Origin of the sequence: Arthrobacter sp. E3, assembly GCF_017353415.1 — a bacterium.
Taxonomy (GTDB): Bacteria; Actinomycetota; Actinomycetes; order Actinomycetales; family Micrococcaceae; genus Specibacter.
In genome coordinates, this window is sequence record NZ_JAFMPX010000015.1 from 38,137 (window position 1) to 64,399 (window position 26,263).

Annotated in this window: 26 protein-coding genes, 1 tRNA gene, 1 pseudogene and 2 riboswitches; of the genes and pseudogenes, 15 read left to right on the plus strand and 13 right to left on the minus strand. The window is 60.8% G+C overall.

The features are described 5' to 3' along the window. Window positions 1–25 precede the first annotated feature (25 nt). The gene (locus JMA46_RS08470; RefSeq protein WP_348770096.1) at window positions 26–898 is read left to right on the plus strand and encodes an NAD(P)-dependent oxidoreductase; all 873 of its coding nucleotides are present in this window, start codon (window positions 26–28) and stop codon (window positions 896–898) included. 24 nt (window positions 899–922) lie between these two features. Here JMA46_RS08470 and panD read toward each other — a convergent pair whose 3' ends face one another. Continuing rightward, window positions 923–1,333: an aspartate 1-decarboxylase gene (panD, locus tag JMA46_RS08475; protein ID WP_207344904.1), complete on the minus strand. Its 411-nt coding sequence runs from the start codon at window positions 1,331–1,333 to the stop codon at window positions 923–925. Between the two features lie 61 nt (window positions 1,334–1,394). After that, window positions 1,395–2,270, minus strand: coding sequence for a LysR substrate-binding domain-containing protein (locus tag JMA46_RS08480; RefSeq protein ID WP_207344905.1), 876 nt, complete (start codon window positions 2,268–2,270; stop codon window positions 1,395–1,397). 132 nt (window positions 2,271–2,402) lie between these two features. Here JMA46_RS08480 and JMA46_RS08485 point away from each other — a divergent pair, with 132 nt between their 5' ends. After that, window positions 2,403–3,827, plus strand: coding sequence for an MFS transporter (locus tag JMA46_RS08485; RefSeq protein WP_207344906.1), 1,425 nt, complete (start codon window positions 2,403–2,405; stop codon window positions 3,825–3,827). Between the two features lie 63 nt (window positions 3,828–3,890). Here JMA46_RS08485 and JMA46_RS08490 read toward each other — a convergent pair whose 3' ends face one another. The 4 genes from JMA46_RS08490 to JMA46_RS08505 form a co-directional block, all read right to left on the minus strand. Further along, the gene (locus tag JMA46_RS08490) at window positions 3,891–5,090 is read right to left on the minus strand and encodes a N(5)-(carboxyethyl)ornithine synthase (protein WP_207344907.1); all 1,200 of its coding nucleotides are present in this window, start codon (window positions 5,088–5,090) and stop codon (window positions 3,891–3,893) included. Window positions 5,091–5,237: 147 nt separating this feature from the next. Then, window positions 5,238–5,308: transfer RNA gene (locus tag JMA46_RS08495), tRNA-Gly, on the minus strand. Window positions 5,309–5,599: 291 nt separating this feature from the next. Beyond that, window positions 5,600–6,778, minus strand: coding sequence for a cation:proton antiporter (locus tag JMA46_RS08500; RefSeq protein WP_207344908.1), 1,179 nt, complete (start codon window positions 6,776–6,778; stop codon window positions 5,600–5,602). Between the two features lie 6 nt (window positions 6,779–6,784). Next, window positions 6,785–7,270 carry a TrkA C-terminal domain-containing protein gene (locus JMA46_RS08505; protein WP_207344909.1) on the minus strand — a complete coding sequence of 162 codons (486 nt, stop codon included), beginning with the start codon at window positions 7,268–7,270 and terminating at the stop codon, window positions 6,785–6,787. 152 nt (window positions 7,271–7,422) lie between these two features. On the opposite strand from JMA46_RS08505, the gene dcd reads away from it, so the two are divergent. Then, window positions 7,423–7,998: a dCTP deaminase gene (gene dcd / locus JMA46_RS08510; RefSeq protein WP_207344910.1), complete on the plus strand. Its 576-nt coding sequence runs from the start codon at window positions 7,423–7,425 to the stop codon at window positions 7,996–7,998. Between the two features lie 69 nt (window positions 7,999–8,067). Here the strand turns inward: dcd and JMA46_RS08515 are convergent, their stop codons facing one another. Next, entirely contained in the window at window positions 8,068–9,396 is a 1,329-nt protein-coding gene (locus JMA46_RS08515; RefSeq protein ID WP_247647173.1) for an MFS transporter, read from the minus strand. 141 nt (window positions 9,397–9,537) lie between these two features. Here JMA46_RS08515 and JMA46_RS08520 point away from each other — a divergent pair, with 141 nt between their 5' ends. From JMA46_RS08520 to mnhG, 6 genes are read left to right on the plus strand one after another with little or no spacing between them, the layout of a single operon-like run. After that, window positions 9,538–12,513 (plus strand): Na+/H+ antiporter subunit A, encoded by a 2,976-nt coding sequence (locus JMA46_RS08520; RefSeq protein ID WP_207344912.1) that lies wholly within the window; start codon window positions 9,538–9,540, stop codon window positions 12,511–12,513. Beyond that, complete coding sequence (locus JMA46_RS08525; RefSeq protein ID WP_207344913.1) at window positions 12,510–13,013, plus strand: Na(+)/H(+) antiporter subunit C; 504 nt, start codon at window positions 12,510–12,512, stop codon at window positions 13,011–13,013. Before JMA46_RS08520 ends, JMA46_RS08525 begins: the two co-directional genes overlap by 4 nt. Then, entirely contained in the window at window positions 13,010–14,638 is a 1,629-nt protein-coding gene (locus tag JMA46_RS08530) for a Na+/H+ antiporter subunit D (protein ID WP_207344914.1), read from the plus strand. The genes JMA46_RS08525 and JMA46_RS08530 overlap by 4 nt, the downstream gene beginning before the upstream one ends. Continuing rightward, window positions 14,635–15,246 (plus strand): Na+/H+ antiporter subunit E, encoded by a 612-nt coding sequence (locus tag JMA46_RS08535; protein ID WP_207344915.1) that lies wholly within the window; start codon window positions 14,635–14,637, stop codon window positions 15,244–15,246. The genes JMA46_RS08530 and JMA46_RS08535 overlap by 4 nt, the downstream gene beginning before the upstream one ends. Beyond that, entirely contained in the window at window positions 15,243–15,509 is a 267-nt protein-coding gene (locus tag JMA46_RS08540; RefSeq protein ID WP_207344916.1) for a monovalent cation/H+ antiporter complex subunit F, read from the plus strand. Before JMA46_RS08535 ends, JMA46_RS08540 begins: the two co-directional genes overlap by 4 nt. Further along, a complete protein-coding gene (gene mnhG / locus JMA46_RS08545) occupies window positions 15,506–15,871 on the plus strand; it encodes a monovalent cation/H(+) antiporter subunit G (RefSeq protein ID WP_207344917.1) in 366 nt (121 codons plus the stop codon). The genes JMA46_RS08540 and mnhG overlap by 4 nt, the downstream gene beginning before the upstream one ends. Before the next feature lie 86 nt (window positions 15,872–15,957). Here the strand turns inward: mnhG and JMA46_RS08550 are convergent, their stop codons facing one another. Next, the gene (locus JMA46_RS08550; RefSeq protein ID WP_207344918.1) at window positions 15,958–16,218 is read right to left on the minus strand and encodes a DUF4235 domain-containing protein; all 261 of its coding nucleotides are present in this window, start codon (window positions 16,216–16,218) and stop codon (window positions 15,958–15,960) included. Between the two features lie 192 nt (window positions 16,219–16,410). Beyond that, a riboswitch (TPP riboswitch) is annotated at window positions 16,411–16,528 on the plus strand. Between the two features lie 46 nt (window positions 16,529–16,574). Between JMA46_RS08550 and JMA46_RS08555 the strand changes: the two genes are divergently transcribed. The 4 genes from JMA46_RS08555 to JMA46_RS08570 all read left to right on the plus strand — a co-directional run bounded on the left by JMA46_RS08555 (window position 16,575) and on the right by JMA46_RS08570 (window position 21,438). Next, window positions 16,575–17,222, plus strand: coding sequence for an ECF transporter S component (locus tag JMA46_RS08555; protein WP_207344919.1), 648 nt, complete (start codon window positions 16,575–16,577; stop codon window positions 17,220–17,222). Window positions 17,223–17,224: 2 nt separating this feature from the next. Beyond that, entirely contained in the window at window positions 17,225–18,877 is a 1,653-nt protein-coding gene (locus JMA46_RS08560; protein WP_207344920.1) for an ATP-binding cassette domain-containing protein, read from the plus strand. Then, window positions 18,874–19,671 carry an energy-coupling factor transporter transmembrane component T gene (locus JMA46_RS08565; protein ID WP_207344921.1) on the plus strand — a complete coding sequence of 266 codons (798 nt, stop codon included), beginning with the start codon at window positions 18,874–18,876 and terminating at the stop codon, window positions 19,669–19,671. The genes JMA46_RS08560 and JMA46_RS08565 overlap by 4 nt, the downstream gene beginning before the upstream one ends. A 234-nt stretch (window positions 19,672–19,905) precedes the next feature. Next, the gene (locus JMA46_RS08570; protein WP_207344922.1) at window positions 19,906–21,438 is read left to right on the plus strand and encodes a UDP-N-acetylglucosamine 1-carboxyvinyltransferase; all 1,533 of its coding nucleotides are present in this window, start codon (window positions 19,906–19,908) and stop codon (window positions 21,436–21,438) included. An 80-nt stretch (window positions 21,439–21,518) separates the two neighbouring features. On the opposite strand, the gene JMA46_RS08575 is transcribed toward JMA46_RS08570, so the two are convergent. From JMA46_RS08575 to JMA46_RS08585, 3 genes are read right to left on the minus strand one after another with little or no spacing between them, the layout of a single operon-like run. Further along, entirely contained in the window at window positions 21,519–22,730 is a 1,212-nt protein-coding gene (locus JMA46_RS08575) for an O-succinylhomoserine sulfhydrylase (protein WP_207344923.1), read from the minus strand. Window positions 22,731–22,781: 51 nt separating this feature from the next. Then, window positions 22,782–23,174 carry a rhodanese-like domain-containing protein gene (locus tag JMA46_RS08580; protein WP_207344924.1) on the minus strand — a complete coding sequence of 131 codons (393 nt, stop codon included), beginning with the start codon at window positions 23,172–23,174 and terminating at the stop codon, window positions 22,782–22,784. After that, window positions 23,171–23,431, minus strand: coding sequence for a DUF1737 domain-containing protein (locus JMA46_RS08585; RefSeq protein WP_207344925.1), 261 nt, complete (start codon window positions 23,429–23,431; stop codon window positions 23,171–23,173). Before JMA46_RS08585 ends, JMA46_RS08580 begins: the two co-directional genes overlap by 4 nt. Window positions 23,432–23,520: 89 nt before the next feature. Then, a riboswitch (SAM riboswitch) is annotated at window positions 23,521–23,641 on the minus strand. A gap of 150 nt (window positions 23,642–23,791) precedes the next feature. Between JMA46_RS08585 and JMA46_RS08590 the strand changes: the two genes are divergently transcribed. Further along, window positions 23,792–24,310: a Pr6Pr family membrane protein gene (locus JMA46_RS08590; protein ID WP_207344926.1), complete on the plus strand. Its 519-nt coding sequence runs from the start codon at window positions 23,792–23,794 to the stop codon at window positions 24,308–24,310. A gap of 66 nt (window positions 24,311–24,376) precedes the next feature. Continuing rightward, window positions 24,377–24,640: pseudogene (locus tag JMA46_RS08595) on the plus strand (phosphatidylglycerol lysyltransferase domain-containing protein); the annotation flags it as partial. A 15-nt stretch (window positions 24,641–24,655) separates the two neighbouring features. On the opposite strand, the gene JMA46_RS08600 reads toward JMA46_RS08595, so the two are convergent. Further along, window positions 24,656–25,555 (minus strand): aminodeoxychorismate lyase, encoded by a 900-nt coding sequence (locus JMA46_RS08600; protein WP_207344928.1) that lies wholly within the window; start codon window positions 25,553–25,555, stop codon window positions 24,656–24,658. Window positions 25,556–25,565: 10 nt separating this feature from the next. Next, a complete protein-coding gene (locus JMA46_RS08605) occupies window positions 25,566–26,177 on the minus strand; it encodes a DUF308 domain-containing protein (RefSeq protein ID WP_207344929.1) in 612 nt (203 codons plus the stop codon). Window positions 26,178–26,263: the final 86 nt, after the last annotated feature.

Sequence of the window (26,263 nt, forward strand, 5' to 3'; positions counted from 1 at the left end):
CCCAAAGATTCTGAAGGAGCGTACCGTGACCGAGACCCGCATTGAGACTGTTGCCGTCACCGGAGCCCATGGCAAGGCGGGGCGGGCTGCGGTGGCGGAGTTGCTGGCCCACGGGTACCGCGTCCTGGCCTGCGACCTGGCCGGGCCCGTGGGCCGAAACTCGGACCTTGGCACCCCCACCATGCGCGTGGACTTGACCGACTACGGGCAGGCATTGCAGGCACTGGCCGGGGCGGACGCCGTGGTGCACATGGCCAATATTCCGGAGCCTGGCATGTTCCCGCCGGCGCAGACATTGAACCGCAACACGGCCATGAACCACAACGTGTTCCTGGCCGCGCAGTCACTGGGACTGGCGCGCGTGGTGTGGGCGTCCAGCGAGACCACGCTGGGCCTGCCGTTTGCGGCCGACGGCGGGACCTTGCGTTACGCGCCCGTCGATGAAGCCCACTTCCCCCACCCTTCCTCAACGTATGCGCTGTCCAAGGTGTTGGGGGAAGTTGCAGCCGCTCAGTTTGCCGCGTGGTCGGGGATCCCGTTCGTCGGGCTGCGGCTGACCAACATCTTTACCAAGGACGAATACGTGAAGGTTCCCGGATTCTGGGCCGAGCCCATGTCACGGGCATGGAACCTGTGGGGATATGTAGACGCCCGCGACGTCGGCGCGGCCTGCCGCAACGCCGTGGAGTCCACCAGCACGGGCAGTGAGAACCTGATCATTGCGGCAGCTGACACCATCATGGACACGCCGTCGGCAGAGCTCTTGGGGAAGCACTTCCCGGAACTGGAACTGCGCAGGGGCATTAGCGGGCATGAGACACTGCTGTCCATCGAGGCGGCACGCAGGGTCATCGGCTATGAGCCTGCCCACTCGTGGCGGGACAGTGTGGTTCAGTGACGGTGAGGTGGTTATGCGTGCCGGTCAGAGGGCGAAGGCCGGGCGCAAAAGGCCTTCTGTGATGGCCTCGGCCGGGTCGGTGCCCAGGTGCACGATCGCATTGCCAGCGTCTACGTGAACCACTGTGGGCACATACTCCACAGCCTCGGCCCGCGTCATTTGGGCATAAGTCATCAAAATGACAAGGTCGCCAACATTCACCAGGTGGGCGGCGGCACCGTTGATGCCAATGACACCCGATCCGCGCTCGCCGGGAATGGTGTAGGTTTCCAGCCGGGAGCCGTTGGTGATGTCCACAATGGACACCATTTCGCCGGGCAGAATATCGGCAGCGTCGAGCAGGTCCGCGTCGACGGTCACGGAGCCCACGTAGTGCAGATCTGCGTGGGTGACGGTGGCACGGTGGATTTTTGATTTGAATATTGTTCGCATCATAACGGCACAAGTCTAGCGTGCTTGGGCCGCAGGTGGCTGTGACTTGTGTTACTGCGCTAAGTTACCGTCTGCCCACGGGAGTGAGCTTGCGGCCCATGATGGCCTGGGTTAGGGCGTCCACAACCTCGGTGTTGGCCAGTGGATTGCGGATCAGTGTGAAGTCCACGTCTCCCACTGGCGGCAGGTCAAAACGCCTCGTGATGATTTTCAAGTCTTCCGGAACTAGCGAGGTCGGCATGACGGCAATCCCGATCCCTGCCCGCAGCGCTGCCAGGACTCCGCTGATCTGTTTCGTGGTGCAGGTGACCCGCCATGTGCGGCCCGCGTCCTCTAATGCGTCAAGAGCTAGTTTGCGGCTCAGACTCGGTGCCGGGTAGACAATGACGGGCACCGGCGCGCCGGGTTCCAGCACCGTCTGCTCCAGTCCCACCCACGCAAACGTATCCTGTTTGACTACTTCGCCCTCCTGGGCGCCGGACACCCATTTCACGAACACCAGGTCCAACGCTCCGGCTTTGAGCCTGCGGTGAAGCTGGTCGCTCTGGCTGACTGTCAGCTCGAGGTTGATCTGCGGGTACAGCTGGCGGAATTCACGCAGAATCCGCGGCAGGCCCGTAATGGCCAGATCGTCTGCCGTGCCAAAGCGTAGCCGCCCCCGCATGGCGGCGCCGGAGAAATAGCGGGTCGCCAGGTCGTTGGCTGCCAGTATGGTGCGGGCAAAACCGGCCATGGCATCCCCGTTGTCCGTCAGGCGCACTTCTCTGGTGTCGCGGGTGACAAGCACGCGTCCGGCTGCCTGTTCCAGCTTGCGCACGTGCTGACTGACGGTGGGCTGGCTGATGCCCAGGCGCTCGGCAGCCCGGGTAAAATTACGTGTTTCAGCCAAGGTAAGAAAACTCTTTAGCTGGATGGGGTCAAAAACAGGGGCGTCGGACACCGCTGATACTCCTCGTATTTATTACGAATCACAATAGTAATTATAGCCACCATATCCTTTCGGTACAAATCACGGCGGTCTAGAGTTGTAGAAGCACCCTTCCATCCTTCTTCGATTTCCAGGACCAAAGCGTTGACGCCCCCACCAGCACGTTCGAATGCTGCCCTGACCGCCCCCCTCAATCTAGTGACTACGCGCCCGCCGTGGAGTCAGACATTTTCCTCGCTGAAGATCCGCAACTACCGCATCTTTGCCTCCGCGAACCTTTTGGCCGTCACTGCCATTTGGATGCAGCGGGTGGCGCAGGACTGGATGGTGCTTGAGCTCTCAGGCTCAGTCACCGCCGTTGGAATTACCACCTTCATGCAATTCGTGCCCTCGCTCCTGCTGATGCCCTTGGGTGGAATCCTGGCAGACAGGTATTCCAAGCGCCTGATTCTGATGATCACCCAAGGCTCCGCCGGTGTCCTGGCAGCCCTGCTGGCTGTGCTTGCGCTGACAGGACACCTCGAGGTGTGGCACATCTACGTCATTGCGTTCTTCCTGGGTCTGGTGGTGGTGGCCGACCAGCCCGCCCGCCAAGTCTTCGTTAATGAGCTGGTGGGGCCGTCCCAGCTGCGCAATGCCATCAGCCTGAACTCCTCCATCTTCCAAATGGGAGGCATGATCGGTCCCGCTGTCAGCGGCGTGCTGATCAGCGCCGTTGGCGGAGGATGGGCCTTTGCCGGCAATGCCTTGGCCTGCACCATCACAGTCATTTCGCTGTGCCTGATCCGCAGCGCCGACCTGGTGAAAATGCCCCCGGTGAAACGTGCCAAGGGGCAGCTGGCGGAAGGCGTCCGCTACGCCCTGGGCAAGCCCACCATCTTCTGGCCAGCCGTCATGGCCGCCGTCTTCGCGGTGTTTGGCTTGAGCTTGGCAGTGTTGATGGCAGCCTATGCCAACAACGTGTTCGACGCCGGGGCCAAGGGCTACGGCCTGCTCAATACGCTCGTTGCGCTGGGTGCACTGGGCGGGGCTTTGGCCTCCACCCGCTTCGCAACCTTGCGCCTGCGCGGGGTTATGACGGCTGCAGGTTCCTATGGTGTGGTGCTCATGATCGCCTCATTGGCCCCCAACATGTTCACCTTTGGTGCCGTCATGGTGGTGGCTGGCTTTGCTTCGCTGCTATTTTTGACCAGCGCAAATCAACTCGTGCAAATGTCCACAAACGTCACCATTCGCGGCCGGGTCATGAGCTTGTACATCATGGTTCTCATCGGTGGCCAGGCGCTGGGTGGCTCACTCATGGGTTGGCTGGCTGAACACTGGGGCGTGCAATGGGCCACCGTCGTAGCCGGGGCCATGCCGGCGTTGGCGGCAGTGGTTATTGGGCTGGTGCTGGCCAAACGCGGCCAGCTGACCGTACGGCTGAACCTGCGCAACGTCCGAAGCCCCGTATTTATCGTGCCGAGGGCCGACCGTCCCATTGCCACGGATTTCGCGGAGGCCCCAGAAAACGCTGCAGCGACCCTGCCACCGATTCAAGGTCCCGCAGCTCACATTCCCAAACGGTGAACGTGCTCCAACCAAGATCGGCCAGTCCGGAAAATCCGATGCGTGCAGCCGGTGTCCGCAGACCTAGGCCAGCGGCAGGTGAGGGTAGTTTTCCTGGCGGCGCTGAAATTCGAGGATCGCAGGGTTGATGATGACGCCTTCGGAGATTTCAATGGCGCGGGTAATGGTGTCACTGTCAGCCCATACCTCACGCCCTGCCATCAACGGCTCAATGAACGGCATAAGGGCCTCGCTGATTTCCCACGTAGCGGAATTCCACAGGTAGCTGGGGCTGTGGTCCACTGCGTAGTAATTGACGTTGTCCCCGACGGTAAACATGGGCTCGGTGAAGGTCGTGTTGCGGGCCCAGCTGAAGCCCATCCCCTCGTCACACGAAACGTCAACGACCAGGCTGTTGGGCCGGAACGCGGAAAGGTCAGCCTCCGTCAGGTAAGTCATGGGCGCATTGGGGTCCTGCAAGGTGCAGTTCACCACAATGTCGGACTCGGCCAGGAAGTCGGCCAACGGGACGTCGCCGTCGTCGAGCATCACGAAACCCTTGTGCGGTGCCGTTTCCTCGAAATCGAACTGCACCATTTCAGCGGAGTGAATCGGCGAGGCCACAGCCGCCACGTTGCGACTGGTCAACACCTGCACCTCGGGAACTCCCAACGCCTTCAACGCAGTCACTGCGCCGCGGGCTGTGGCACCAAAACCAATGACCACTGCCTTCAACCGGCGACCGTAATGTCCCGTGGAACCGGTGAGACCCAGCGAATGCAGCACCGAGGAGTAACCGGCCATTTCATTATTCATGTGGAAAACGTGCAGTGAGTACCAGCCGTCGGATGTCCAGTGGTTCATCGCCTCGAAGGCAATCAAGGTCAGTTTCTTGTCAATGGCAATTTGGGTGATGGCCCGGTCCTGGACGCAGTGCGGCCAGCCCCACAGGATTTGACCGTCCTTCAGCTCGGCAAGATCTTCCGCCTGCGGCTTGGGTAAAAGAACAACGTCGGCCTGCGCAATGACCTGTTCGCGAGTGGCTACCGCGCCAACCAACGTGGCAAGGACATCGTCGGACATGCCAAAACGCTCCCCGTATCCTTCCTCGAATACCATTTGGGCACGAAGCTCCGGTTCAATCCGGGCAAGGTGCTCAGGGTGGATGGGGGCCCGGCGCTCATCAGGCTTACGGGATTTTCCCAGAACACCGAGTCGCAGCGTCGGTGCTGCCGTGCTCGTTTCCGGCGTGGATGCCGCTTGCTGTGTTGATTCGTTTTCCATGTCAGCTCCCTCATGCGAGGGCCCAATACCCCACATGGCCTGACCTTACACGCCTTGGCAGCCCGGCCGCTGCATTTAAAAAGCTGTTGCCCCCGAAAAATTCCAGGGGCAACAGCTTTTGATCTGCACTGATGCGGATCCACACTGAGCGGGCGACGGGAATCGAACCCGCGTATCGAGCTTGGGAAGCTAGCGCTCTACCATTGAGCTACGCCCGCATCGAAACATTCATTGCAGCCTCATTAGCTTGCTTGGTTTGTTCCGTAATGAGTCTAGCCGGTGCACAGGTGTGCTTTGCACCAGTGACACGCCCAAGCTGCTTGGCCTCCCTCAGGGGAGTGGCGGGTAGCCTGGGCATGAAAAGCCGTTAACCAATAATGGAGGCTTTCACGGCTGCAAATTCCTCATCGTTGAGGGCGCCGGAGGCACGCAGTGCTGCCAACCGTGCGCCGGCGCGGGAGTCAACAACGAAACATTCGTTACGACGTCGTACCTTCAGCTTTTGCCCGCTACAAGATCGGTTCGGGCCTTCTGCCACGGACCAGTGCCATGAGCGGCTCCACGAAGCGGGCTGCAACGGGCCCGCTGACGGCCATGATGAGCACATAGGTGGTGGCCAGCGCAGCAAGTTCCACCGGGACTGCACCGGATGCCACGGCGAGCCCGGCAATGACAATCGAGAATTCACCGCGGGCAATCAATGCCGCACCGGCACGGGCGCGGCCCGGCACCCCTATGCCTTGCTGACGGGCAGCCCACCAACCTGTGGTCACCTTGGTCAGGGCTGTAACAAGCGCCAACAGTAATGCAGCGCCAAGCACGGGCGGGATGGTGCGGGGGTCGGTGTTCAGCCCGAAAAGCACAAAGAACATGGCAGCAAACAAGTCCCGTAGGGGTTCCAGTACCCGGACCGCGTTCTCGGCGGTACCGCCGGAAATAGCGATGCCGAGTAGGAACGCACCGACGGCGGCCGAGACCTGCATCGCGGAGGCAACGCCCGCCACGAGCAATGCGGCGCCAAGCAGTTTCAGCAGAAACGACTCGCGGTCAGGGCTGTCCAAAACGGTGGACACCATGTGCCCGTACCGCAGCGCACCCAGCAGCACCAAGGTGACAACGGCCAGCGAAATTCCGACGGCGGTGAATCCGCCCAGGAGCGACACCCCCGACAAAACGGCGGTCAGGATCGGCAGGTACGCGGCCATGGCGAGGTCTTCAATGACCAAAATGGCAAGGATGACAGGTGTTTCCCGGTTGCCAAGCCGACCCAAGTCACCGAGCACTTTGGCGATAATCCCGGAGGAGGAGCTGTAAGTAATTCCGGCCATGACCAGTGCACCGACCGGGCCCCAGCCAAGGATTAAGGCCACAGCAACGCCCGGCAGCATGTTCAGGACCAGGTCAACCAGCCCGGCCACCCACGCCTGTTTTAGACCAGTGACAAGCTCAGTGGCCGAATATTCCAAACCGAGCATAAGCAGCAGCAGGATGACGCCAATTTCACTGGCAATGTGGGCGAACCCGTCGATTCCAGCCAGATTGACCAATCCGCCTTCACCGAAGGCCAAACCACCCAGAAGATAGAGCGGCACGGGCGACATGCCGATGCGTCCTGCTAGACGACCCAAAAAGCCGAGCCCGAAAAAGACTATTCCGAGCTGGATGATGGAGAGCGTCAATGGATCCATGTGGATTTACAATCGTGACTGCAAAATGCGTGCTGCATCCGCCAAGCCGTCGTCGGTGCCAACAATGACCACCATGTCGCCAACGCGCAGGATCTCATCCGGGCGCGGTGAACCCACTACGTCACCATCACGCAGCAGCGCCACAATGGAGGCGCCTGTGAGTGTGCGCATCTGTGTGTCGCCCAACGGCCGGCCGGCGTACATGCTGCCAGCCCGGATCATGATTTGGTGAGTGCTGACACCGGCAACACTCTCCTGCTCTGAGCTGAGTTGGGCAATGAGCTGGGCGGACCCGAGTAACTGCCCCAGTGCGGCTGCTTCTTCGGCGCTGAGAGGGATGGAGGCGGCACAAGCATCAGGGTCATCCACGCGGGAAAGGATCAGCTCAGTGTGGCCGTCTCGGTGGGTCACAACACCTACGCGTCGACCGGTGGCGAGGCGCAGCTCCCTGCGCACCCCTATGCCTGGAAGAGGCGTCTCTTCAATATTCATGCTTACAACCATAGTGTGCATACGCTTCCGCTGCGCCGGGCATAACGAACGAAAATCCAAAATTAGTCCGTCGCGGCCCAGACACACCCATGCATGCCTTCCAGCGGGTAACTTTCTGCAGGTTTAGGCCATGAATGCGCTAGTTTTGGAGGGTGCTGATCTCTGACCGCGACATACGTGCCGAAATTGCTGCCAAGCGCATTGTCTTGGATCCCTATGACCCTGCCATGGTGCAGCCTTCAAGCGTTGACGTGCGCATTGACAGGTTCTTCCGGCTCTTCGACAACCACCGCTACGCCCACATTGACCCGGCGGAGGAACAGCCGGACCTGACTCGCATGGTGGAAGTTGATCCGGATGAGCCCTTCATCCTGCACCCTGGCGAGTTCGCGCTGAGCTCCACTTATGAAACCGTGACGCTGCCGGACGACGTTGCGGCCCGCCTGGAAGGCAAGTCCTCGCTGGGGCGTCTGGGGCTGCTCACACACTCCACCGCCGGCTTCATCGATCCGGGCTTCTCCGGCCACATCACCCTTGAACTTTCCAATGTGGCAACTCTGCCCATCAAGTTGTGGCCCGGCATGAAGATTGGCCAGCTGTGCTTCTTCCAGCTCTCCTCCCCGGCGGAGAACCCCTACGGCACTGGCCCCTACCAGAATCGCTACCAGGGCCAGCGTGGCCCGACAGCTTCACGATCCTTCCAGAACTTCCACCGCACAAAAATCTAGTTCCCTTCCAGGGGCCAACAAACGCGAGGGGCCCGCAAACGCGAGGCCACGCCGTCGTGCTTGGATAAATCAGCGACCTGCCGTGTGCAATTCCGGCTTCTTGACCGGCAGCAGCAGGGCAAGGCCGATCACGAGCACCACGACGATTCCCAGGATGCCCCAGCGCTGGCTGCCAAATTGGGTGATGAACAGGGTGAACAAGGCCGGGGCCAGGAATGACACAGCCCTGCCGGTGGTGGCGTAGAGGCCGAACAGCTCGCCTTCCTGCCCTTCCGGGGCCAGGCGGCCAATGAACGTGCGGGCCGAGGACTGCGCCGGGCCAACGAACAAGGTCAGCAGCAGCCCAAATATCCAGAACGCCGTCTTGCCTTCCAGGAAGAACAGGGCAGTGGCGCTGACGATCAAGCCGACAAGGGACGTGACGATGACAGCTTTCGGACCGACTTTGTCGTCAAAGAACCCAGCTGAAAGCGCCCCGATGGCCGCCACCACGTTGCCAGCGATCGCAAAGATCAGCACATCCCCGGGCTTGAAACCAAAAGTTCCCACTGCGATGAGCGCGCCGAACGTGAAGATGGCGGCCAAGCCGTCGCGGAACACTGCGCTGGCGATGAGGAAGAATAGGGTATGGCGAGACGTCCGGCCCAACCGCACAATGGTGTGCCACAGCTCCAGGTAGGCCCGGAAGAAGCCGATCTTGGGCATATTCGGATTGCGCGGCGCCTCTGGGATGGCAAACATGACGGGGATGGCGAAGACGATGATCCACAGAGCCGAAAACACGGCCACGGCCCGGTAGGTCATGCCGTCGGCACTGGTGATGCCAAAGATGCCCACATCGGGCTTGACCAGGGCGAAATACACGAACAGCAGGGCCACAATCCCACCCAGGTAGCCCGCAGCCCAGCCGAAGCCGCTGATCTTGCCGATGGTGGACTTGGTGGAAATCTGCAGCAACATGGCGTTGTAGTTCACACCGGCAATTTCAAAGAACACGTGACCGGCCGCGATGAGCAGGCAGCCCAGCAACAGGTAGGACTCGTGCGGTTGGACAAAGAAGCAGGCGCCGGTCAGCAGGGCCACAATGAGCGTGTTGATGCCCAGCCACAGTTTGCGCCGTCCGCTGTGGTCGGTGCGCTGCCCGGTAACAGGGGCCAACAGCGCAATGGCCACACCGCCCAGAGCCGTGGTCAAACCGAGCACCGCCGACGCCCTGTCCGGCCCGCCGAAGGCATCGCCGGTCAGGTACAGAGCCGTGAAGATGAAGGTGGTCATGACGGCGTTGAATGCCGCGCCACCCCAGTCCCACAGCGACCACGCGACGATCTGCCACGTGGTTCCAGGCCTTTTGGACTTTTCTGCGGCGGGGAAAGCCTCAGCGGGAGGGGGGATCGTCATAAGCCACATGTTATCTGGCCCACTGTTTGCAAGGGGGCAGGCGACACACCGAGCAGCCTGCCTTGGTAGGCTGTAGGAGGTCGCTAGCGGCCTTTCCTCCGTGACTCGCTCATTTCCAGCCCGAAACATGTGGAGCCACCAGTGTTGATTGTCCTCTGCGCGCACTTCCTTGTTGCCATTTTGGCGCCCATTTTGTTTGCCAGATTAGGCCGTTCTGCATTCTATGTTCTTGCGGTAGTACCTGGAAGCAGCTTCATCTGGCTCATTACGCAATACGAAAAAGTGTATTCGGAGACCCTTCCTGGCCCTGCTTTGGATGTTGACTGGGTTCCGGCTCTGGGCTTGCATCTTTCATTCAGGATGGACCAGCTTTCCTGGCTGCTTTGCCTGTTGGTCCTCGGTGTTGGTTCGCTGGTACTTGCCTATTGCGCCAGGTATTTCAAGAGCGGTGACGCCGGCCTGCACGGCTTTGGGGCCCAGCTGCTGGCCTTCGCCGGTGCAATGTTTGGTCTTGTGACCGCGGACAACTTGATACTTTTGTATGTCTTTTGGGAACTGACAACAGTGCTCTCCTACTTGCTGATCGGCTACGCCCGCACCCGTATTGCCGCAAGGCGTGCGGCCCTGCAAGCGCTCATTGTGACGACCTTTGGTGGCCTCGCCATGCTGGTGGGGCTGATCATGCTCGGTGAAAGCGCCGGCACCTACAGCCTTTCGTCAATCATGGCCAAGGCCCCTGAGCTGGTGGCGGCAACCGGCGGTGCCAGGACGGTGCTGGACGTTGGCATTGCCTTGATTCTGGTCGGAGCGGTCACCAAGTCGGCACTGATTCCCTTCCATTTTTGGCTTCCTGGCGCCATGGCCGCGCCTACCCCCGTCAGTGCCTACTTGCACGCGGCAGCGATGGTCAAGGCTGGCATCTATCTCATTGCACGCCTCGCACCAGGGTTCTCGCAGACCAGCTATTGGCAGCTCATGATTGTGGTGCTCGGGCTGGGCACCATGCTTTTGGGTGGTTGGCGCGCACTGCGCCAGCACGATCTCAAGCTCATCCTGGCGTACGGCACCGTCAGCCAATTGGGGTTCCTCGCGCTGGTTGTTGGACTGGGCAGCCGAGAAGCGGCCATGGCCGGCCTTGCGCTTGTCCTTGCCCACGGCCTGTTTAAGGCCTGCCTGTTTCTTGTGGTGGGCATCATCGACCACCAAAGCGGCACCCGGGACATCCGCATACTGTCAGGGGTTTTCAAATCGGCCCCAAAATTGGGGGTGGTGGCCTTCATCGGGGCCGCCTCCATGGCCGGGCTGCCTCCGCTGGCAGGTTTCATCGCCAAGGAAGGAATCTTCCAAGCGTTTCTGGCCTCCGCGGCGTACGGACCGGCTGGGCCTGTCATTGGCTGGACTGTCATGGTAGGCATGGTGGCGGGTTCGGTGCTTACCTTCGCCTACAGTGCCCGCTTCCTGTGGGGTGGGTTTGGCCAAAAATCCAGGGGAATGGCAATAGCGTTCAAGCCAGTCGGCTGGTTGTTCCTTGGGGCACCGGCTGTGCTGGCGGTGCTGACGCTGCTGTACGGGCTGCTCCCGGAGATCGTTGAACGGTGGATCAAGCCCTACAGTGCGCAGTTCCCCGCCTATGACCCCAACGGCCTGCACCTATTGCTGTGGCACGGTTTCACCCCCGCGCTGGGCCTGAGTGCACTTGTGGTGGTGTTCGGCCTTGCGTTGTTCTTCTGGCGCAAAAAGCTCGAAATTCTCCAAGACAAGATTCCGCCTGTGATCGATTTTGAGCGCGGGTACCGGCAGGCCATCGTGGCGCTGGACATGGTGGCCATTTGGGTCACTGGACGCACTCAGCGCGGTTCCCTGTTCTTCTACCTTTCGGTGATCTTGGGAACGGCCATTGCCGCTGTTGTTGCGGTACTGCTGCTCACAGAACAGACATGGCCTGCAGATATATATCTATTGGACATGGAATCCCCTTTCCAGGCGATTGCCGGCGTCGTCATTGTCATTGGCGCCATTGCCGCGGCCAGGGCGAATAAGCGTTTCACGGCCGTGCTGATGATCTCGGTGACCGGTTACGGGCTCGCCCTGCTCTTCGCTCTTCAGGGGGCGCCGGATTTGGCTTTGACCCAAATGCTTGTCGAAACCATCATCTTGGTGGCGTTCGTGCTTGGCATGCGCTCACTGCCGCCAAGCATGCTCCAACGGGGAGCCGGCGGCCACCGGATCCTTCGTATGGTTCTTGGTGTGGCGTTCGGGACCACCATGGTGGTGGTAGCCATTGTTGCCATGGGTGCGCGCATCCACGACCCCGTCAGCTTGAGTCTGCCGAAGTTGGCATACGAGGGAGGTGGCGGCCTCAATGTTGTCAACGTGACCCTCGTGGACATTCGCGCCTGGGACACCTTTGGGGAGATCTCCGTTCTCGCCATTGCGGCCACTGGTGTGGCCAGTTTGATCTTCGTCCGTGGCCGTGGACAGCGTCTGCCCCGCGCGGAGACCGTGGAAACGGGGAGCATTGGCAAACTGCCAACGGAAACGTTTCAGGCAACCATCCATCTCGCCAAACGGTTTGCGGCTTCACGATCAAATCCATGGCTGGTGGCCGGGCGAACGTTGGCGCCGGAACGGCGCTCGATCATCATTGAGGTGGTCACCAGGCTGCTGTTCCACAGCATGATCGTCATTTCCATCTACCTCCTGCTCGCCGGCCACAATGGCACAGGTGGAGGTTTTGCCGGCGGACTGGTGGCCGGGCTCGCGCTGACCATCCGGTACTTGGCTGGAGGCCGTTTTGAGCTGGCCGAGGCCACCCGGATCACGGCGGGGACGCTACTGGGGCTGGGGTTGGCGATGGCAGCTCTGACGGCCATCACACCGCTGTTCTTTGGTGGGTACATCTTCCAAAGCGCCATCCTTTCCTTCGATCTGCCCATCTTCGGGCAAGTGAAGTTTGTGACCTCCACCTTCTTTGACATTGGCGTGTACCTGGTGGTGGTGGGCTTGGTGATTGACGTTCTGCGCAGCCTGGGTTCTGAGATTGACCAACACGAAGAGGATGGCATTGGCGGCATGGAGCTGATCGAGGATGACGAACCGTTGGAGGTTGGCCAATGAGCGTGAACTTGACGCTGCTCCTTGTCATGGGTGTGCTGTATGCCGTGGGAATCTACCTGCTGCTTGAACGAAGCCTCACCCGTATCCTGCTGGGACTGATGTTGCTGGCCAACGCCACCAACCTGCTTTTGCTGACAACCGGCGGCTACGCCGGGTTGGCTCCCATCTTCAACAAAGACATGCCAGCTTCGGCATACAATGATCCTTTGCCGCAGGCCTTCATTTTGACCTCCATTGTGATCTCCTTCGCCGTCACCGCATTCATGCTGAGCCTGATCTACCGTGCCTGGCTGCTGAGTCGGGCAGATCACATTTCAGTGGACCTGGAGGATCTCCGCGTCGCTCAACAGGACCTCTACGACGACGAGGAAGATTCCGAGATTGCCATTGAGGTCTCTGACTTCCATGAAAACCTGCAACCGCTGGGGAAGCGGGAAACTATTCGAGGCATGGGTCCTAGAAGGCCACGGCCGCCCCATGGCAAGGAGGGCAAGGGATGAACGTCGCCCACTTAGCACCGCTCGCCGTCGTACTGCCGTTCTTAGGAGCCGCGCTGGCGTTCGTCTTGATCAAGCACCCGCGCGCCCAGCGCCGGGTCAGCTTGGGCACCCTCACCATCACCCTGGCCCTGGAGGCATGGGTTCTCGCCAGCGTATGGACCACCGGACCCGTCGCCGTTAAGCTTGGCGGTTGGGAACCGCCGTTTGGCATCGTCATGGTGGTGGACCAGTTCTCCTCACTGCTGCTGGTGATCTCCTCGGCAGTGAGCCTGGCAGTCCTCGCCTACGCAACGGGACAGGGCGCTGCGGACGGTGAGGAGGGTGGACCGGTTTCGATCTTCCACCCGACGTACTTGATCCTTGTGGCAGGGGTGTCGAATGCGTTTCTGGCCGGAGACCTGTTCAACCTGTATGTGGGATTTGAGATTCTCCTGACCGCCAGTTATGTCCTGATGACGTTGGGTGGAACTGGGTCGCGCATCCGCGCCGGTATTACGTACGTGGTGGTCAGTGTGGTGTCCTCGCTACTTTTCCTGATCGCGATAGCCATGGTTTACGGGGCAACGGGGACGGTCACGTTGGCAGATTTGGCGCTGAAGCTTGGTGAACTTGACCCGGGAACACAGAATGTTCTCCACATCCTTTTGCTGGTCGCCTTTGGGATCAAGGCGGCTGTTTTCCCGCTGTCCTTCTGGCTTCCGGACTCCTACCCCACGGCTCCGGCACCCGTGACGGCCGTGTTCGCCGGACTGCTGACGAAGGTTGGCGTCTATGCCATCATTCGCACGGAAACGTTGTTGTTTCCTTCGGAGCGCTTCAACACCTTGTTGCTGGTTGTGGCCCTGCTGACGATGATCGTGGGTATTCTCGGCGCGGTGGCACAGACCGACATCAAGCGCATGCTCTCCTTCACCTTGGTGAGCCATATCGGGTACATGATTTTCGGCGTCGGACTTGCATCGGTGCTGGGACTGGCTGCGACCATCTTCTATGTCATTCACCACATCACCATCCAAACCAGCCTGTTCATGGTGGCGGGGCTGGTGGAACGGCGCGGAGGCAACTCCTCCATCGCTCGCTTGGGTGGGCTGGCGAAGCTGTCGCCCATCCTGGCGGTGCTGTACTTCATCCCGGCCATGAATCTGTCCGGCATCCCGCCGTTCTCAGGATTTCTGGGCAAGCTGGGGTTGTTGCAGGCGGGAGTGGCCGACGGCTCGGCGATGGCGTACGTGTTGGTGGTGGGAGCCGTGGTGGCAAGCCTGCTGACCCTGCTGGTCATGGCACGGGTATGGAACAGGGTGTTTTGGCGCAGCACGTTCGACGCCGAGAATCCAGACCCCGTTCTGCTGGCCACCGCGCCGGACGCCTCCGGCGTACGGACGATGCGTGCGCTGCGCTCCAGCAAGCATGTGGATGCTACTGAAGGACGTTTTTCGGGTGAGAATGAGATCCCCATCCTGCCCAACATGATGTTGTATTCAACGGCGGGGCTGGTGGTGCTTGGCCTGGCCATGACAGTGTTTGCCGGACCGCTCTTTGACCTGAGCCAGCATGCGGCCGCCGGCATGCTTGACCGCATGCCCTACATTGAAGCGGTCCTCGGCGCCGGGGCGGGAACTCCATGAGGGGCACAAAGAACGGCGCCGCGAAGCACGCCGACCGAAGGCCGTGGATCCTGAAACGGCTACCCCTGCTCGTGTGGCTGGTCCTCGTGTGGGGTGCCCTCTGGCAGGATTTCAGTGCCGGAAACCTGATCTTTGGCGCGTTGATCGCACTTGCCGTGGCACAGGCTTTTTACCTGCCACCCATTGAGCTGAGTGGACGCTTCAACTGGCTCCGTGGGTTGTTGTTCTTGCTCTGGTTCATCCAGCAGGTCATGATTGCCAGCTTCCAAGTGCTGTATTGGGCAGTCGTCAAGGGGCCGCGGATCCGCAACGCCGTCATCGCCGTGCCCCTGCGCAGCCCCTCGGACCTGCTCATGACAGCAGTGGGCCACGTGTTGTCCCTCATCCCGGGGTCGCTGGTGGTGGAGGTGGATAGAGGATCTGCAACTTTGTACGTCCACGCTATGAATGCGCCCACACCTGAGAGTGTGGCGAAGGTTCGCCAGGGAATTCAGGACATCGAAGCGAGGCTGATCCAGGTCATGGGCACCAAGGAGGAACTGGCGGCAGTGAACGCGGAAAAAGCGGGGGCGCCACTGCTCACCCATGCGGGGGAGCCGCAACCATGAACATTGTTGTCATGGTGGTTGCCGTGCTGCTTTCGCTGGCAGCGTTGGGTACTATCTACCGCATTGCCAAGGGCCCGTCCTTGCTTGACCGCGTCATTGCCGCCGACGTCCTGTTGGCGATTTTTGGTGCTGCGCTGGCTACGGAGATGGCGCTGAACCAGCACCTGGGCAACATGGCGCTGCTGGTGGTGCTGACTGTCATTGGTTTTGTTGGCTCCGTCACCGTGGCGCGCTTTGCGGTGCACAGAAAGGAGGACGGATGAACACGTTGCTCGACGTCCTAACAGGAGTCTGCTTGGTGGTGGGCGCCATGATGAGCCTGGCAGCAGCCATTGGCTTGCTGCGCTTTCCGGATTTGATGAGCCGCATGCACGCCGCGACCAAGCCGCAAGTTCTGGGCCTGCTGCTCATGCTTGCAGCGGTGGGTCTGCAAATGCGGTCGTGGGCGTTATTGCCGCTTTTGTTGGTTGCGTGGCTGTTCCAGCTGCTTACGGTTCCGGTGTCTGCCCACATGGTGGGCCGGGCCGGGTACCGCACCAAGCATCGCCGCCCCGAAATGCTCAGTGTTGACGAGCTTGACGACGTGGTGGCGGCAGTTGTTGAGGGCGAGTCCCCGGATTCCTGAACTTCTTGGAGGAACTTCTACGCGAGATGCCACTTGTGGTGCCCAAACTTGCGTTTTGGACACCACAAGTGGCATCTCACGATGGGTTAGACCTCTTCGGGGTGCTTGTTGAAGCGCGCGATGGCCTTTTGCGTGGTGCGCTGTGCCAGGGTCTGAATGATGGCGGCCACGACCGAAGAAACCAAGGCGAACGTCAAGGCCGAGCGGAGGCTGTTCTCCAGGTCGGCGCCGTCCTTCGGAGGCTCATCGCCCGTGCTCTTTTTCCAGATCGTGTCTACGAGCTTGCTGGCGACAAATCCTGCGCCCAGGCTCACTCCGGTCCCGAGCAATTTGAAAACGATGTTCATAAAAGACTCCTCAGTGTATGGCTGGGCCCGTGGAGGGCAAAAACCTTAGAGTCAGCCTATCCGTTCCCGCTTCGCCTGCAAGTATTTCCGGCCGCGTTGGTACTGCCCACTCAAGGCCGCCACAGCCAGATTACTGATTGTGAGAGTGGATATCGCGCCTTTGCGGTTGTCGAGGTAAACTGAAAACGCAATTCAAAACGACAGGGGAGCGTCCACCCGACTTGGGTGAGAGCGCTGAGAGTGCGGTTTACCGCAGACCCTCGAACCTGCTCCGGTTAGTACCGGCGAAGGGAGTCGAGTTCTCTTTGGCTGCGCGGGCGTTCTGACGCAGCCACCCCTCCTGTAAAGGAGGAAACATGAGTAAGTCCTTGGCGGGCGAAAACACCGCTGCTAACAACCAGGCACCCCACAAAAAAGTCGCGTCCAAAAGCAGCTGGCGGGTTGTGGACATCGTGGTGGTGTCTGTTCTCGGCGTTGCCGTGGGCGTCATTTTCTGGCTTTGGTCCGCCGGCTACGGTTTTATCGCGGCCTTTACCCTTGCCTTCCCTCCCTCCGCTGCACTGTATGGCGGTGGCTGGCTGATCGCCGGAGTGCTGGGCGGGCTGGTGATCCGCAAACCGGGTGCCGCACTGTACTGCGAACTTATTGCAGCCACGGTTGAAGGACTGCTGGGGACGCACTTTGGCTTTGTTGTGCTGCTCTCCGGACTGGCCCAGGGCCTTGGCGCCGAACTGGTATTCGCGGCATTCCGCTACCGCAAGTTCAACCTACCGGTGGCTCTGTTGGCCGGAGCCTTGTCAGGTTTAGCGATGGGCGTGGTGGACAGCTTGGTGTACAACGTTGCATGGGCCTTGGAATGGAAGCTCGTCTACATTGTGCTGGCCATGATCTCCGGTGCCATCATTGCCGGTCTGCTGTCTTGGCTCGCCGTGCGTGGCCTGGCCCGGACGGGTGCTCTCGCCAACCTGCCCTCACGTGGGGCCGCCACCGAACGAGCGTTGTAGCCGTGAACGCCGCGCCAAACCGGGTTGCTCCGGTACGGATTCAGGCACGGGGCTGGGGCTGGCAGCATTCAGGCCGCCGTAACCGCGCCGTGGACGGCCTTGACCTGGTGATTGAACCGGGTGAGCGGGTGCTGTTGCTCGGCCCTTCCGGGGCCGGAAAGTCCACGCTCCTGCATGCTTTGGCTGGCGTGTTGGGCGCGGACGAAGATGCCAGTGAGAGTGGCGAGCTGCTCATCGACGGCAGTCCGGTAGCTGAATCGCGGGGCCGGGCCGGCCTCATGCAACAAGATCCCGATGCGCAAGTGGTGCTGTCACGCATTGGCGACGACGTTGCCTTTGGCGCAGAAAACTTGGCCGTCCCGCGCGAGGAAATCTGGCGCCGCGTTCCTGCAGCACTTGAATCCGTGGGCCTGCACCTGCCCCTTGACCATTCCAGTTCTGCCCTGTCAGGTGGACAGAAACAGCGCCTGGGCCTGGCCGGCATCCTTGCCATGCGCCCCGGCCTGTTGCTGTTGGATGAGCCCACGGCTAACCTCGACCCGGCGGGTGTTGTGGAAGTTAGCGACGCCGTGCGCCACAGTCTGGATGAAACCGGGGCCACGCTGGTGGTGGTGGAGCACCGCGTCTCCGTGTGGCTTCCGGTGGTGGACAGGATTGTGGTGCTGGCCCCTGCTGCACTCGGGGAGCCCGGCGGCGTGCTCTTTGATGGCCCACCTGCAACCGTGTTGGCGCAGAGCCGCGAACTGTTGGCGGCGGCCGGAATTTGGATCCCCGGCTACATCCCCGCCGTGCGGCCGCGCACAGCGGCTGCCTCCACGCTGATGGAGTCAAAGCTGAGGGAGCCAGGACTGGGCACGTCCGACACCGGACTGCAGCTCCTGCTCGAAGCGGAGGCTCTCGCTGTCTCCCGCACCAAGGGACGGAAGCGGCACCCGGTGGTGCCGGTCGCCGTCGTACCGCAAGTGCGGATCAGTGCCGGCCAGGCGTTGAGTGTGACGGGACCCAACGGGTCGGGAAAGTCAACGTTGGCATTGACGCTGGCCGGGCTGCTGGCCCCGGCTGGCGGGCGGTTGGAGGCGAGCCCTGCACTGGCGCGCGGGGCGTCAACGTCGCCGCTGAAGTGGCGCGGCCGTGAGCTGATCAGCAGGATTGGCACCGTGTTCCAAGAGCCCGAACACCAATTCGTGACAGGCACCGTGCGCGATGAACTACTTTTTGGTCCGCGGCTGCTGGGCCATGGCGAAGATTCCGTGGAGGAGTTGCTGGTGCGGCTACGGCTGGAACACCTGGCGGACGCAAACCCGTTTACCCTCTCCGGCGGCGAAAAGCGGAGGTTGTCGGTGGCCACCGTCCTGGCTGCCAGCCCGCAGGTGCTTGTTTTGGATGAACCAACTTTTGGCCAGGACGCCAACACTTGGGCGGAGTTGGCGTCACTTTTGACCGAGCTATTGGATGCTGGCACTGCGGTGGTGTCCGTGACGCACGATGCTGCGTTCAGCGCAGTTCTCGGTGGTGACCGGCTTGTTCTGGGTGATGCTTCACACCCAGTTGAGGTTGAAGCCAGTAACGTCTCCGCGCCGATTTCCGGCCCGCCGACGGTGCCCGGACCGGACGTGGCGAAGTCTTCAGTCAGCACGGATGGGGTCCGCTCATGAGTGTCGACATCATGGCAGCCCCGCGATCACGCGCCTGGCTGTCCCGCACGAACCCCTTGGCCAAGTTGGGGGCGGGCATAGCCGTCACCATCGTTCTGCTCGTCAGCGTCGACTGGGTGTCCGCAACGGTTGCCCTGGTGCTTGAATTTGCGCTGCTGCCGCTGGCCGGACTCAGTGCGCGCATGCTCATCATGCGGGGTTGGCCCATCCTGATGGGCGCTTTAGTGGGTGGTTACGGGACGGCACTGCTGGCGCCTAAAACTGGCGAAATGCTGCTTGCCTTGGGGCCGGTAACCCTCACGACCGGTTCAGTGGAAGCCGGAGTTGCCATTGCTTTGCGTGGTCTGGCGGTGGCGCTGCCCGGGATTATTGTGCTGGCCTCAACGGACCCCACGGATCTTGCTGATGCTCTGGCCCAAAAGTTGCGGCTTCCACACCGCTTTGTTTTGGGGGCACTTGCGGCCATGCGTCTTGTGGGACTGCTGGTGGCTGAATGGCAGACGCTGGGTATGGCACGCCGAGCCCGCGGGGTGGGAGGCGAACCCGGCTTTTTCAGTAATCTGAAGGCACAGTTGGGCCAAGCCATGGCGCTGTTGGTGCAGGCGGTGCGGCGGGCCTCCCGGCTGGCTGTCACGATGGAGGCCAAGGGCTTCGGCGCCGGTCCGCGAACCTGGGCGCGGGAATCGACTTTCGCCAGGCATGACCTCTGGGTAGTGGCTGGAGGGTTGGTGATTGCGGCCGTGTCGGTGAGTGCCGCTGTCGCGCTTGGAACATGGAATCCGGTGTTCGGCTAAAGCGGACGGGAACGGCGGCCCGGCCAAGGTTCCGGATGAAATAAGCGGCGGGGTTTTTCGTGCGCGGCCGAGGCCGGGGTACCGTTAAGGGGTTGTACCCGCAGGATAGCGAGATTCTAATTAGACCATCGAATTTATCGCATGAAATGGCTATTTTTCAAAGGTTTTTGCGACTACTGTCCAAAAGGTCACATAATTCCAGGAAAATATGCATCCTGTGATATAAATGTGCTTATGACTCAAATGGCTGCGGAATCTGTTGGCGTATTGGTGCGAGATGCACGCACCGAAAAGGGCTGGACCCAAGGTGAATTGGCGACCCAGCTGGGTACGAGTCAGAGCGCCGTGGCCCGGATGGAACAGGGCAAGCAAAACCTGAGCCTGAAAATGATCCAGCGCATGGAATCGCTGCTGGAAGCCAACCTTTTCAATGTGGGCGCCGTTTCCAAGAGCGCCGTCACCCACCTGCGTGTGCACGGTGGCCGCCGACTTTCCGGAAGTGTGGATGTCAACACCAGCAAGAACGCCGGGGTGGCCCTGCTGTGTGCCAGCCTGCTTAACCGCGGCACCACGATATTGCGCAGCTTGGCCCGCATTGAAGAGGTCAACCGCATCGTTGAGCTGCTGACATCCATTGGTGTCGAGTGCCGCTGGCTGGAAAACAACGACCTGCAGATCCGCCGCCCGGCTGTGCTGGACCTGGCCGCCATGGACATTGCCGCAGCGAAGCGCACGCGCAGCGTCATCATGCTGCTGGGCCCGCTGCTGGACGAGCAGGAAACGTACCGCATCCCCTACGCGGGTGGCTGTGACCTCGGCACGCGCACCGTTGAACCGCACATGCAGGCGCTGCGCGAATTCGGCCTCATCGTCAACGCACATGACGGTTTCTACCAGGTGCATGCGCCGTCCAGCGACACTCTGGACCGGACCTTTGTGTTGACCGAACGCGGCGACACCGTGACGGAGAACGCCATCATGGCGGCTGCGCACCGCGAAGGCACCACCGTGATCCGCAATGCCAGCCCCAACTACATGGTGCAGGACTTGTGCTTTTACCTGCAGGGCTTGGGCGTCAACGTCGAGGGCGTTGGCTCAACAACCCTGACCATCTCCGGCAAGTCCCGCATTGACGTGGACATTGAATATGCGCCCTCCGAAGACCCCATCGAGGCCATGAGCCTGATCACCGCCGGCATTGTGACGAAATCCGAGGTCACTGTGCGGCGGGTTCCCATTGAATTCATGGAAATTGAGCTCAAGGTACTGGAACAGATGGGCTTGCGCTACCTGAAGTCCGCCGAGTACAGGGCACGGAACGGAAAAACCCGGCTCGTGGACATCACCACGCTGCCCTCCGAACTCAAGGCCGCACCGGACAAGATCCACCCCATGCCCTTCCCCGGTTTGAACATTGACAACCTGCCGTTCTTCGCCGTCATTGCCTCCTGCGCCGAAGGCACCACCCTGATCCACGACTGGGTCTACGAAAACCGCGCCATCTACTTGACGGAACTGAACCGACTCGGTGGCCGGGTGCGCCTGCTGGATCCGCACCGCATCGACATCGTCGGCCCCGTCTCCTGGCGTGCGGCCGAAATTGGCTGCCCCCCGGCACTTCGCCCCGCCGCCTGCATCCTGTTGGCTATGCTGGCAGCCAAGGGCACCAGCGAGCTGCGCAACATCTACGTCATTGAACGCGGCTACGAGGATCTGGCTGAGCGCCTGAACACTGTAGGGGCCGAGATCGAGTACTTCCAGGACTAATACCCCTGACGTACGACGCCGGGAGGTCACCTTTTCGCAAAAAAGGTGACCTCCCGCTTTGGCTGACAGCTCAGTGGAGACTAGATGGCGGCTAGAGCGTGTGCCAAATCCGCGCGTAGATCACCAATGTCCTCCAGCCCCACCGACAAACGCAGGAACCCGTCGCTGAGCCCAATTGCTGCACGGCCGTCCGGACCCATGGCACGGTGCGTGGTGGTGGCCGGGTGGGTGATGAGGGACTTTGCGTCGCCCAAGTTGTTGGAGATGTCAATGATTTCCAGCGCGTTGAGCAGTCTGAAGGCAGCATCTTTAGTGGTGCCGTCGGCCGGCTTGGTCAATTCAAACGTCAGCACGGTGCCGCCAGCCTTCATCTGTTTCATGGCAAGCTCGTACTGCGGGTGGGAAGGCAGGTGCGGGTACAGCACACGGCTGACCTGAGGCTGCGTCTCGAGGAACTCGCCCAAGGCCAGTGCGTTGTTGCAGGAGTGGTTCACGCGCAGGCTCATGGTCTCCAAGCCCTTTGCCAGCACCCAGGCGTTGAAGGCTGAAAGTGCCGGCCCGGTGTGGCGCATCAGGTTCTTGACGGGGCCGTCAATGAATTCCTTGGTACCCAAGATGGCGCCACCAAGCACACGGCCCTGCCCATCGATGTGTTTGGTGCCGGAGTACACAATGACATCCGCACCAAAGTCGCCGCAGCGCTGCAGCAACGGGGTGGCGAAGACGTTGTCAGCCACCACCTGCGCACCAGCTTCGTGGGCGAGATCGCACACGGCCTGCACATCAATGATTTCCTGCATGGGATTGGAAGGGGATTCAAAGAAGACTGCCGTGGTGGGAACTGACAACGCTGCACGCCATTGTGCCAAGTCCGGGCCGTCCACAAAAACGGTCTCCACACCCCATCGCGGCAGAAGTTCGTTCAGGATCACAAAGCACGACCCAAACAAGGAACGTGATGCGACAACTCTGTCACCAGCGCCCAAAAGAGCACCGAGGGCCGTGAACACGGCCGACATGCCGGATGCGGTGGCAAAGCAGGCTTCTTTTCCTTCGAGCAAGCGCAGGCGCTCCTGGAACGTGGCCACCGACGGGTTTCCGTAGCGGGAGTAGACAAACCTCTCAACTTCACCGGTGAAGGCCTGCTCGGCTGCTTCAGCCGACTCATAGACAAACCCGGAGTTCAAGAAGATGGCTTCGGAGGTTTCCCCGAAATTACTACGGTCAAGCCCGCCGCGTACGGCCTGTGTGTCCTCGGCCCATGTGGGCGCGTGCTCATTAAATTTGCTCAATTGCTTATCCTTGGCGTTTGCTGGGGTGGCTTGTGTGGTGTGGGTGTGTTGCTAACGCCACGGCAAGTCACTGTTCTTCCAGCCATTGACAACCCTGTCACCATAGCGGTCGGGTACTCCCTCGAAGCCTTCCAATACGTTGTAGGCCGTGTAGCCGGCGGCTGTGGCTACTTCGGCAGCTGCGATGGAGCGGGCACCGGAGCGGCACAGAATCACAAGGGGTTTGTCGGTGGGCACTGCGGCCTGCAAGTCGGAAAGGAATTGTGGGTTGTTGGTACCGCTGCCCAGGTTCCATTGAATGAAGACGGGTTCGCCATCGAGAGTTGAGGTGTCCGGGACGCCAATGTGGGCCCACTCGCCCTCAGTGCGCACGTCCACTAGAACGGCCCCTGCAACAAGGTGGTCCCATGCTGCCGCTGGCGCCAGGTCTCCTGCGTAGCTCATGCGATGCCCTCGCCGTCGAACTCGAGCTCGGCGTCCAGTGCGTCAACGGCCGTGGCCACGGCTGCATCACTGGTGGCAACTGCCTGCGGGAGGATGACGGCCTGGGCACAAATGACGTCTGTGCCGTTGAAGGTCACGGCGGGTCCTCCATGGAGCACATACCCATCGGTGAGAGCGGTGGAAATGCGCTCACAAAAAGTTCTGTCGTCAGGGCCGGTAATGAGCCGGTAGGCCAAGGGGGATTCGTCCGCAGACATGGGTTCTCCTCATTGCAAGTCGCTGTTGGTTGCAAGCGGGAGCTGGTGGCGGTGCCCAAGAGTCGGCTGTGGAAGCCCGCCATAAGTTGTGTTCACGCTTGCAATCCTCAGCCGTTGATAACTGGGTTTGCCGAGTATTCACCTGAGGCACCCCGCCGGAAAGAGGGTTGCCGTCCAACAAGTCAGGGCTTGGCGCTGGCACTCATTACTCCCTTTGAAAGTAACACGGGACCCCGTGGGGAGCGGTAGTTTCGGACGGCCATGTGGCGTAACATGACGAGGTTTCGCAAACTGCGTAACTACCTCGCGATGACGACGGTGTTGACGGCGGCACGCGGTTGATCAATTCAGCGAGTGTCGATGTCACGATGTAGCCAAGACATTTTCGCCGCCGTCGTGCTTGTGGTTGAAGCAGTGCTGACGTGGCGGGGGAAGGCCGCAGACCCGCTCTGGGACTTGATGCGTTGCGTTTCGGTCGTGTGCATGGCGCTGGTTGGGTTGGTGTTCAGCGCCTTGTTGCGTGATGTTGATCTGGGCTCGCTGCTGCCGTGGATCAACACATGGCTGCATCATGCCATGCCTGTAGTTGTGGTTGCCGACTGGCTCATTCAGTCGCCGCGCAACCCGATCCCGCTGAAAAGCCTGGGGATTGCCGTGATCTTTCCACTGGAGTATCTGGCATATTCGCTCAATCGCGGGGCGGTCATCAACTGGTATGCGTATCCGTTTCTGAACCCCGCCATTGGCGGTTACGGTGCCGTCCTTGTGACCTACCTTGTCATTGCGGGGGGCTTCATCCTCATGAGTGTGGTGATCATGGTGTTGGGCAACAAGCCGCGCCCGCTGGTTCCTCCACGGTCTGTACCCGCGGGACACTGAACGCAGAACTCAGCACGTTCTGAAATCCCGTAAAGCGCAGGAAATGGATCAATGCCCTTGATCTCTGAGCAGTCGGTGGTTGAGAGGGTTTTGGGCATGCTGGGCAACGCCTTGGAACCCATGTACGGGTTCAGGTCCCTGGCTGCTTTCAAATCGCGTTTCCAGCCGGAGCACCGGATGCTTTACATGTTTTACCACGATCCACTGGCGCTGCCGGCCATTGGCCTGGCCAACACGGAGGCATACCTGCCCGGCCTCTCCGCCCGCCAAAGCGCAGGGTTCCTGCGTCAAATGACGGCCCGGGAATCAGTGCCGGAGTCGCCCGGCTAAACGAGGCCCTGGCACCTACAAGGTCTGTGCGAGCAGCATGCTGAGTTCTTCGGTGAGCTGTGTCCGGACTTCGGGGACACCAATACCCTGCCCGTCGATCGTGTTGACGGGGGCCAGAAGCCGCAAGCTGGAGATCAGCCAGACTGCGTCCGCATCGAGCAGGTCCGCCGGAGTGACGGGCCCGTAGCCCAACTCCCATCCAGCCTCTTTGGCAGCGGCAAACAGTGCTCCCTGTGTGGTGCCGGGCAGGATGCCGGTGTCCAGATTCGGGGTGATGAGCCGCTTGACGGGGACGCCCGAGTCGTCGGAGACGTGTGCCAACAGGACGGACGACGTCGCACCCTCCAACACGAGTGCGTCGCCACTGGTGAAAATCACGTCGTCTGCGCCAAGGTTGTGAGCGTGGCGCAGGGCTGCCATGTTCACAGCATAGGAGAGGGTTTTTGCACCCAGCAACAACCAGGGAGCGCGGGCTGCCACATCACTGTCGTAGCCTCGATCGAGTAAAATTACCTCGATCCCCTGGGCCCGTTGTTGTGCCAACGCTGGTGAGATGGCTGCAACCTGCACCCAGGCAGTTGGTACATTGGCGCCTTCCGGACCACGGGTGGCGACGAGCTTCACAACAGCCTGGCCCTCATCGCCAGCATCTTTCACGTAGGCTGCGAGGGCGGTGGTGATGGCCGCCCGCCACACACCTTCGGTAGGAATCTGTAAATCCATGATGTGCGCGGACGCGGCCAAACGGCCAAGGTGTGCCTGCTCTTTGCGAGGCGCTCCGTTGACGGCGAGCATGGACTCAAAGACCCCGTCCCCCCGCGTGACGCCTTGGTCCGTGGCCAAAATGGTCGGGGACGCGGCGTCGGCCAAGCGACCAGCGGGGTGGGCGGGATCCAAAAACACCAAAACTGTCATGCTCTAGAGCTTAGCTGCCTTGAGTAAGCGGCTTGCCAAACGTAAATGCCCGCACCAAGCCGACAACGCCCAAGATGATGAGCATGATGGCGGTCACGAGTAGCAGCCACTGTGCCGTCCATACGGGGACCACTAGAACCACGATCCCTGCGAGCACACTGAGCGCACCAAACACAATGGCCCAGAGCCGGGTGGAGCCCTTTCCTGCCTCGGCAATGGCAATGATCCCTTCGATGATCCAGCCAATGCCAATGAAGATGACGGTGAAGATCAACAGTGCTTCGCCGGTGGCGGCGGCGTTGCGCAACGTGATGACACCTGCCACCAGAATCAACAGGCCAAGGAGAACGTCCAGGATGCGCAGGCCGGCGGAAAGGCTGTGACTGAAGATACCCAACGCCACTTTCACTGCTCCCGTGATGAGGAAGTTGATTCCTAGGAACACCGCCACCACAGCGAGGGTTTTGCTGGGCCACAGCAAGAGGACAATACCGAGAATCAATGCTGCAGCACCACTGATGACAAAGGCTGCGCGCAATCCCCTGATGGCCTTGTCGGCAAGCTTTTGCGGGTCCAACGAAAAAATATCGAAGGTTACTTGTGGGTTTCCGGAGCTGCTCATAATGAATCTGCTTTCTATGGAAATCAACAGCTGATGAGGCTCATCCTGAACTGTGCGCCACAAGCTTCAACGGCGGCGCCACAGCG

Excerpts from the sequence above, each read along its gene's own strand:
- JMA46_RS08565 (WP_207344921.1), top strand. The coding sequence starts at position 18,874 with ATGAGTGTCGACATCATGGCAGCCCCGCGATCACGCGCCTGGCTGTCC.
- JMA46_RS08515 (WP_247647173.1), bottom strand. The coding sequence starts at position 9,396 with ATGACGATCCCCCCTCCCGCTGAGGCTTTCCCCGCCGCAGAAAAGTCC.
- JMA46_RS08570 (WP_207344922.1), top strand. The coding sequence starts at position 19,906 with ATGACTCAAATGGCTGCGGAATCTGTTGGCGTATTGGTGCGAGATGCA.
- JMA46_RS08580 (WP_207344924.1), bottom strand. The coding sequence starts at position 23,174 with ATGAGCTACGCAGGAGACCTGGCGCCAGCGGCAGCATGGGACCACCTT.
- JMA46_RS08555 (WP_207344919.1), top strand. The coding sequence starts at position 16,575 with ATGAGTAAGTCCTTGGCGGGCGAAAACACCGCTGCTAACAACCAGGCA.
- JMA46_RS08525 (WP_207344913.1), top strand. The coding sequence starts at position 12,510 with ATGAGCGTGAACTTGACGCTGCTCCTTGTCATGGGTGTGCTGTATGCC.
- JMA46_RS08605 (WP_207344929.1), bottom strand. The coding sequence starts at position 26,177 with ATGAGCAGCTCCGGAAACCCACAAGTAACCTTCGATATTTTTTCGTTG.
- JMA46_RS08500 (WP_207344908.1), bottom strand. The coding sequence starts at position 6,778 with ATGGATCCATTGACGCTCTCCATCATCCAGCTCGGAATAGTCTTTTTC.
- JMA46_RS08530 (WP_207344914.1), top strand. The coding sequence starts at position 13,010 with ATGAACGTCGCCCACTTAGCACCGCTCGCCGTCGTACTGCCGTTCTTA.
- JMA46_RS08550 (WP_207344918.1), bottom strand. The coding sequence starts at position 16,218 with ATGAACATCGTTTTCAAATTGCTCGGGACCGGAGTGAGCCTGGGCGCA.
- JMA46_RS08540 (WP_207344916.1), top strand. The coding sequence starts at position 15,243 with ATGAACATTGTTGTCATGGTGGTTGCCGTGCTGCTTTCGCTGGCAGCG.
- JMA46_RS08535 (WP_207344915.1), top strand. The coding sequence starts at position 14,635 with ATGAGGGGCACAAAGAACGGCGCCGCGAAGCACGCCGACCGAAGGCCG.
- JMA46_RS08585 (WP_207344925.1), bottom strand. The coding sequence starts at position 23,431 with ATGTCTGCGGACGAATCCCCCTTGGCCTACCGGCTCATTACCGGCCCT.
- JMA46_RS08600 (WP_207344928.1), bottom strand. The coding sequence starts at position 25,555 with ATGACAGTTTTGGTGTTTTTGGATCCCGCCCACCCCGCTGGTCGCTTG.
- panD (WP_207344904.1), bottom strand. The coding sequence starts at position 1,333 with ATGATGCGAACAATATTCAAATCAAAAATCCACCGTGCCACCGTCACC.
- mnhG (WP_207344917.1), top strand. The coding sequence starts at position 15,506 with ATGAACACGTTGCTCGACGTCCTAACAGGAGTCTGCTTGGTGGTGGGC.
- JMA46_RS08590 (WP_207344926.1), top strand. The coding sequence starts at position 23,792 with ATGTCACGATGTAGCCAAGACATTTTCGCCGCCGTCGTGCTTGTGGTT.
- JMA46_RS08490 (WP_207344907.1), bottom strand. The coding sequence starts at position 5,090 with ATGGAAAACGAATCAACACAGCAAGCGGCATCCACGCCGGAAACGAGC.
- JMA46_RS08505 (WP_207344909.1), bottom strand. The coding sequence starts at position 7,270 with ATGAATATTGAAGAGACGCCTCTTCCAGGCATAGGGGTGCGCAGGGAG.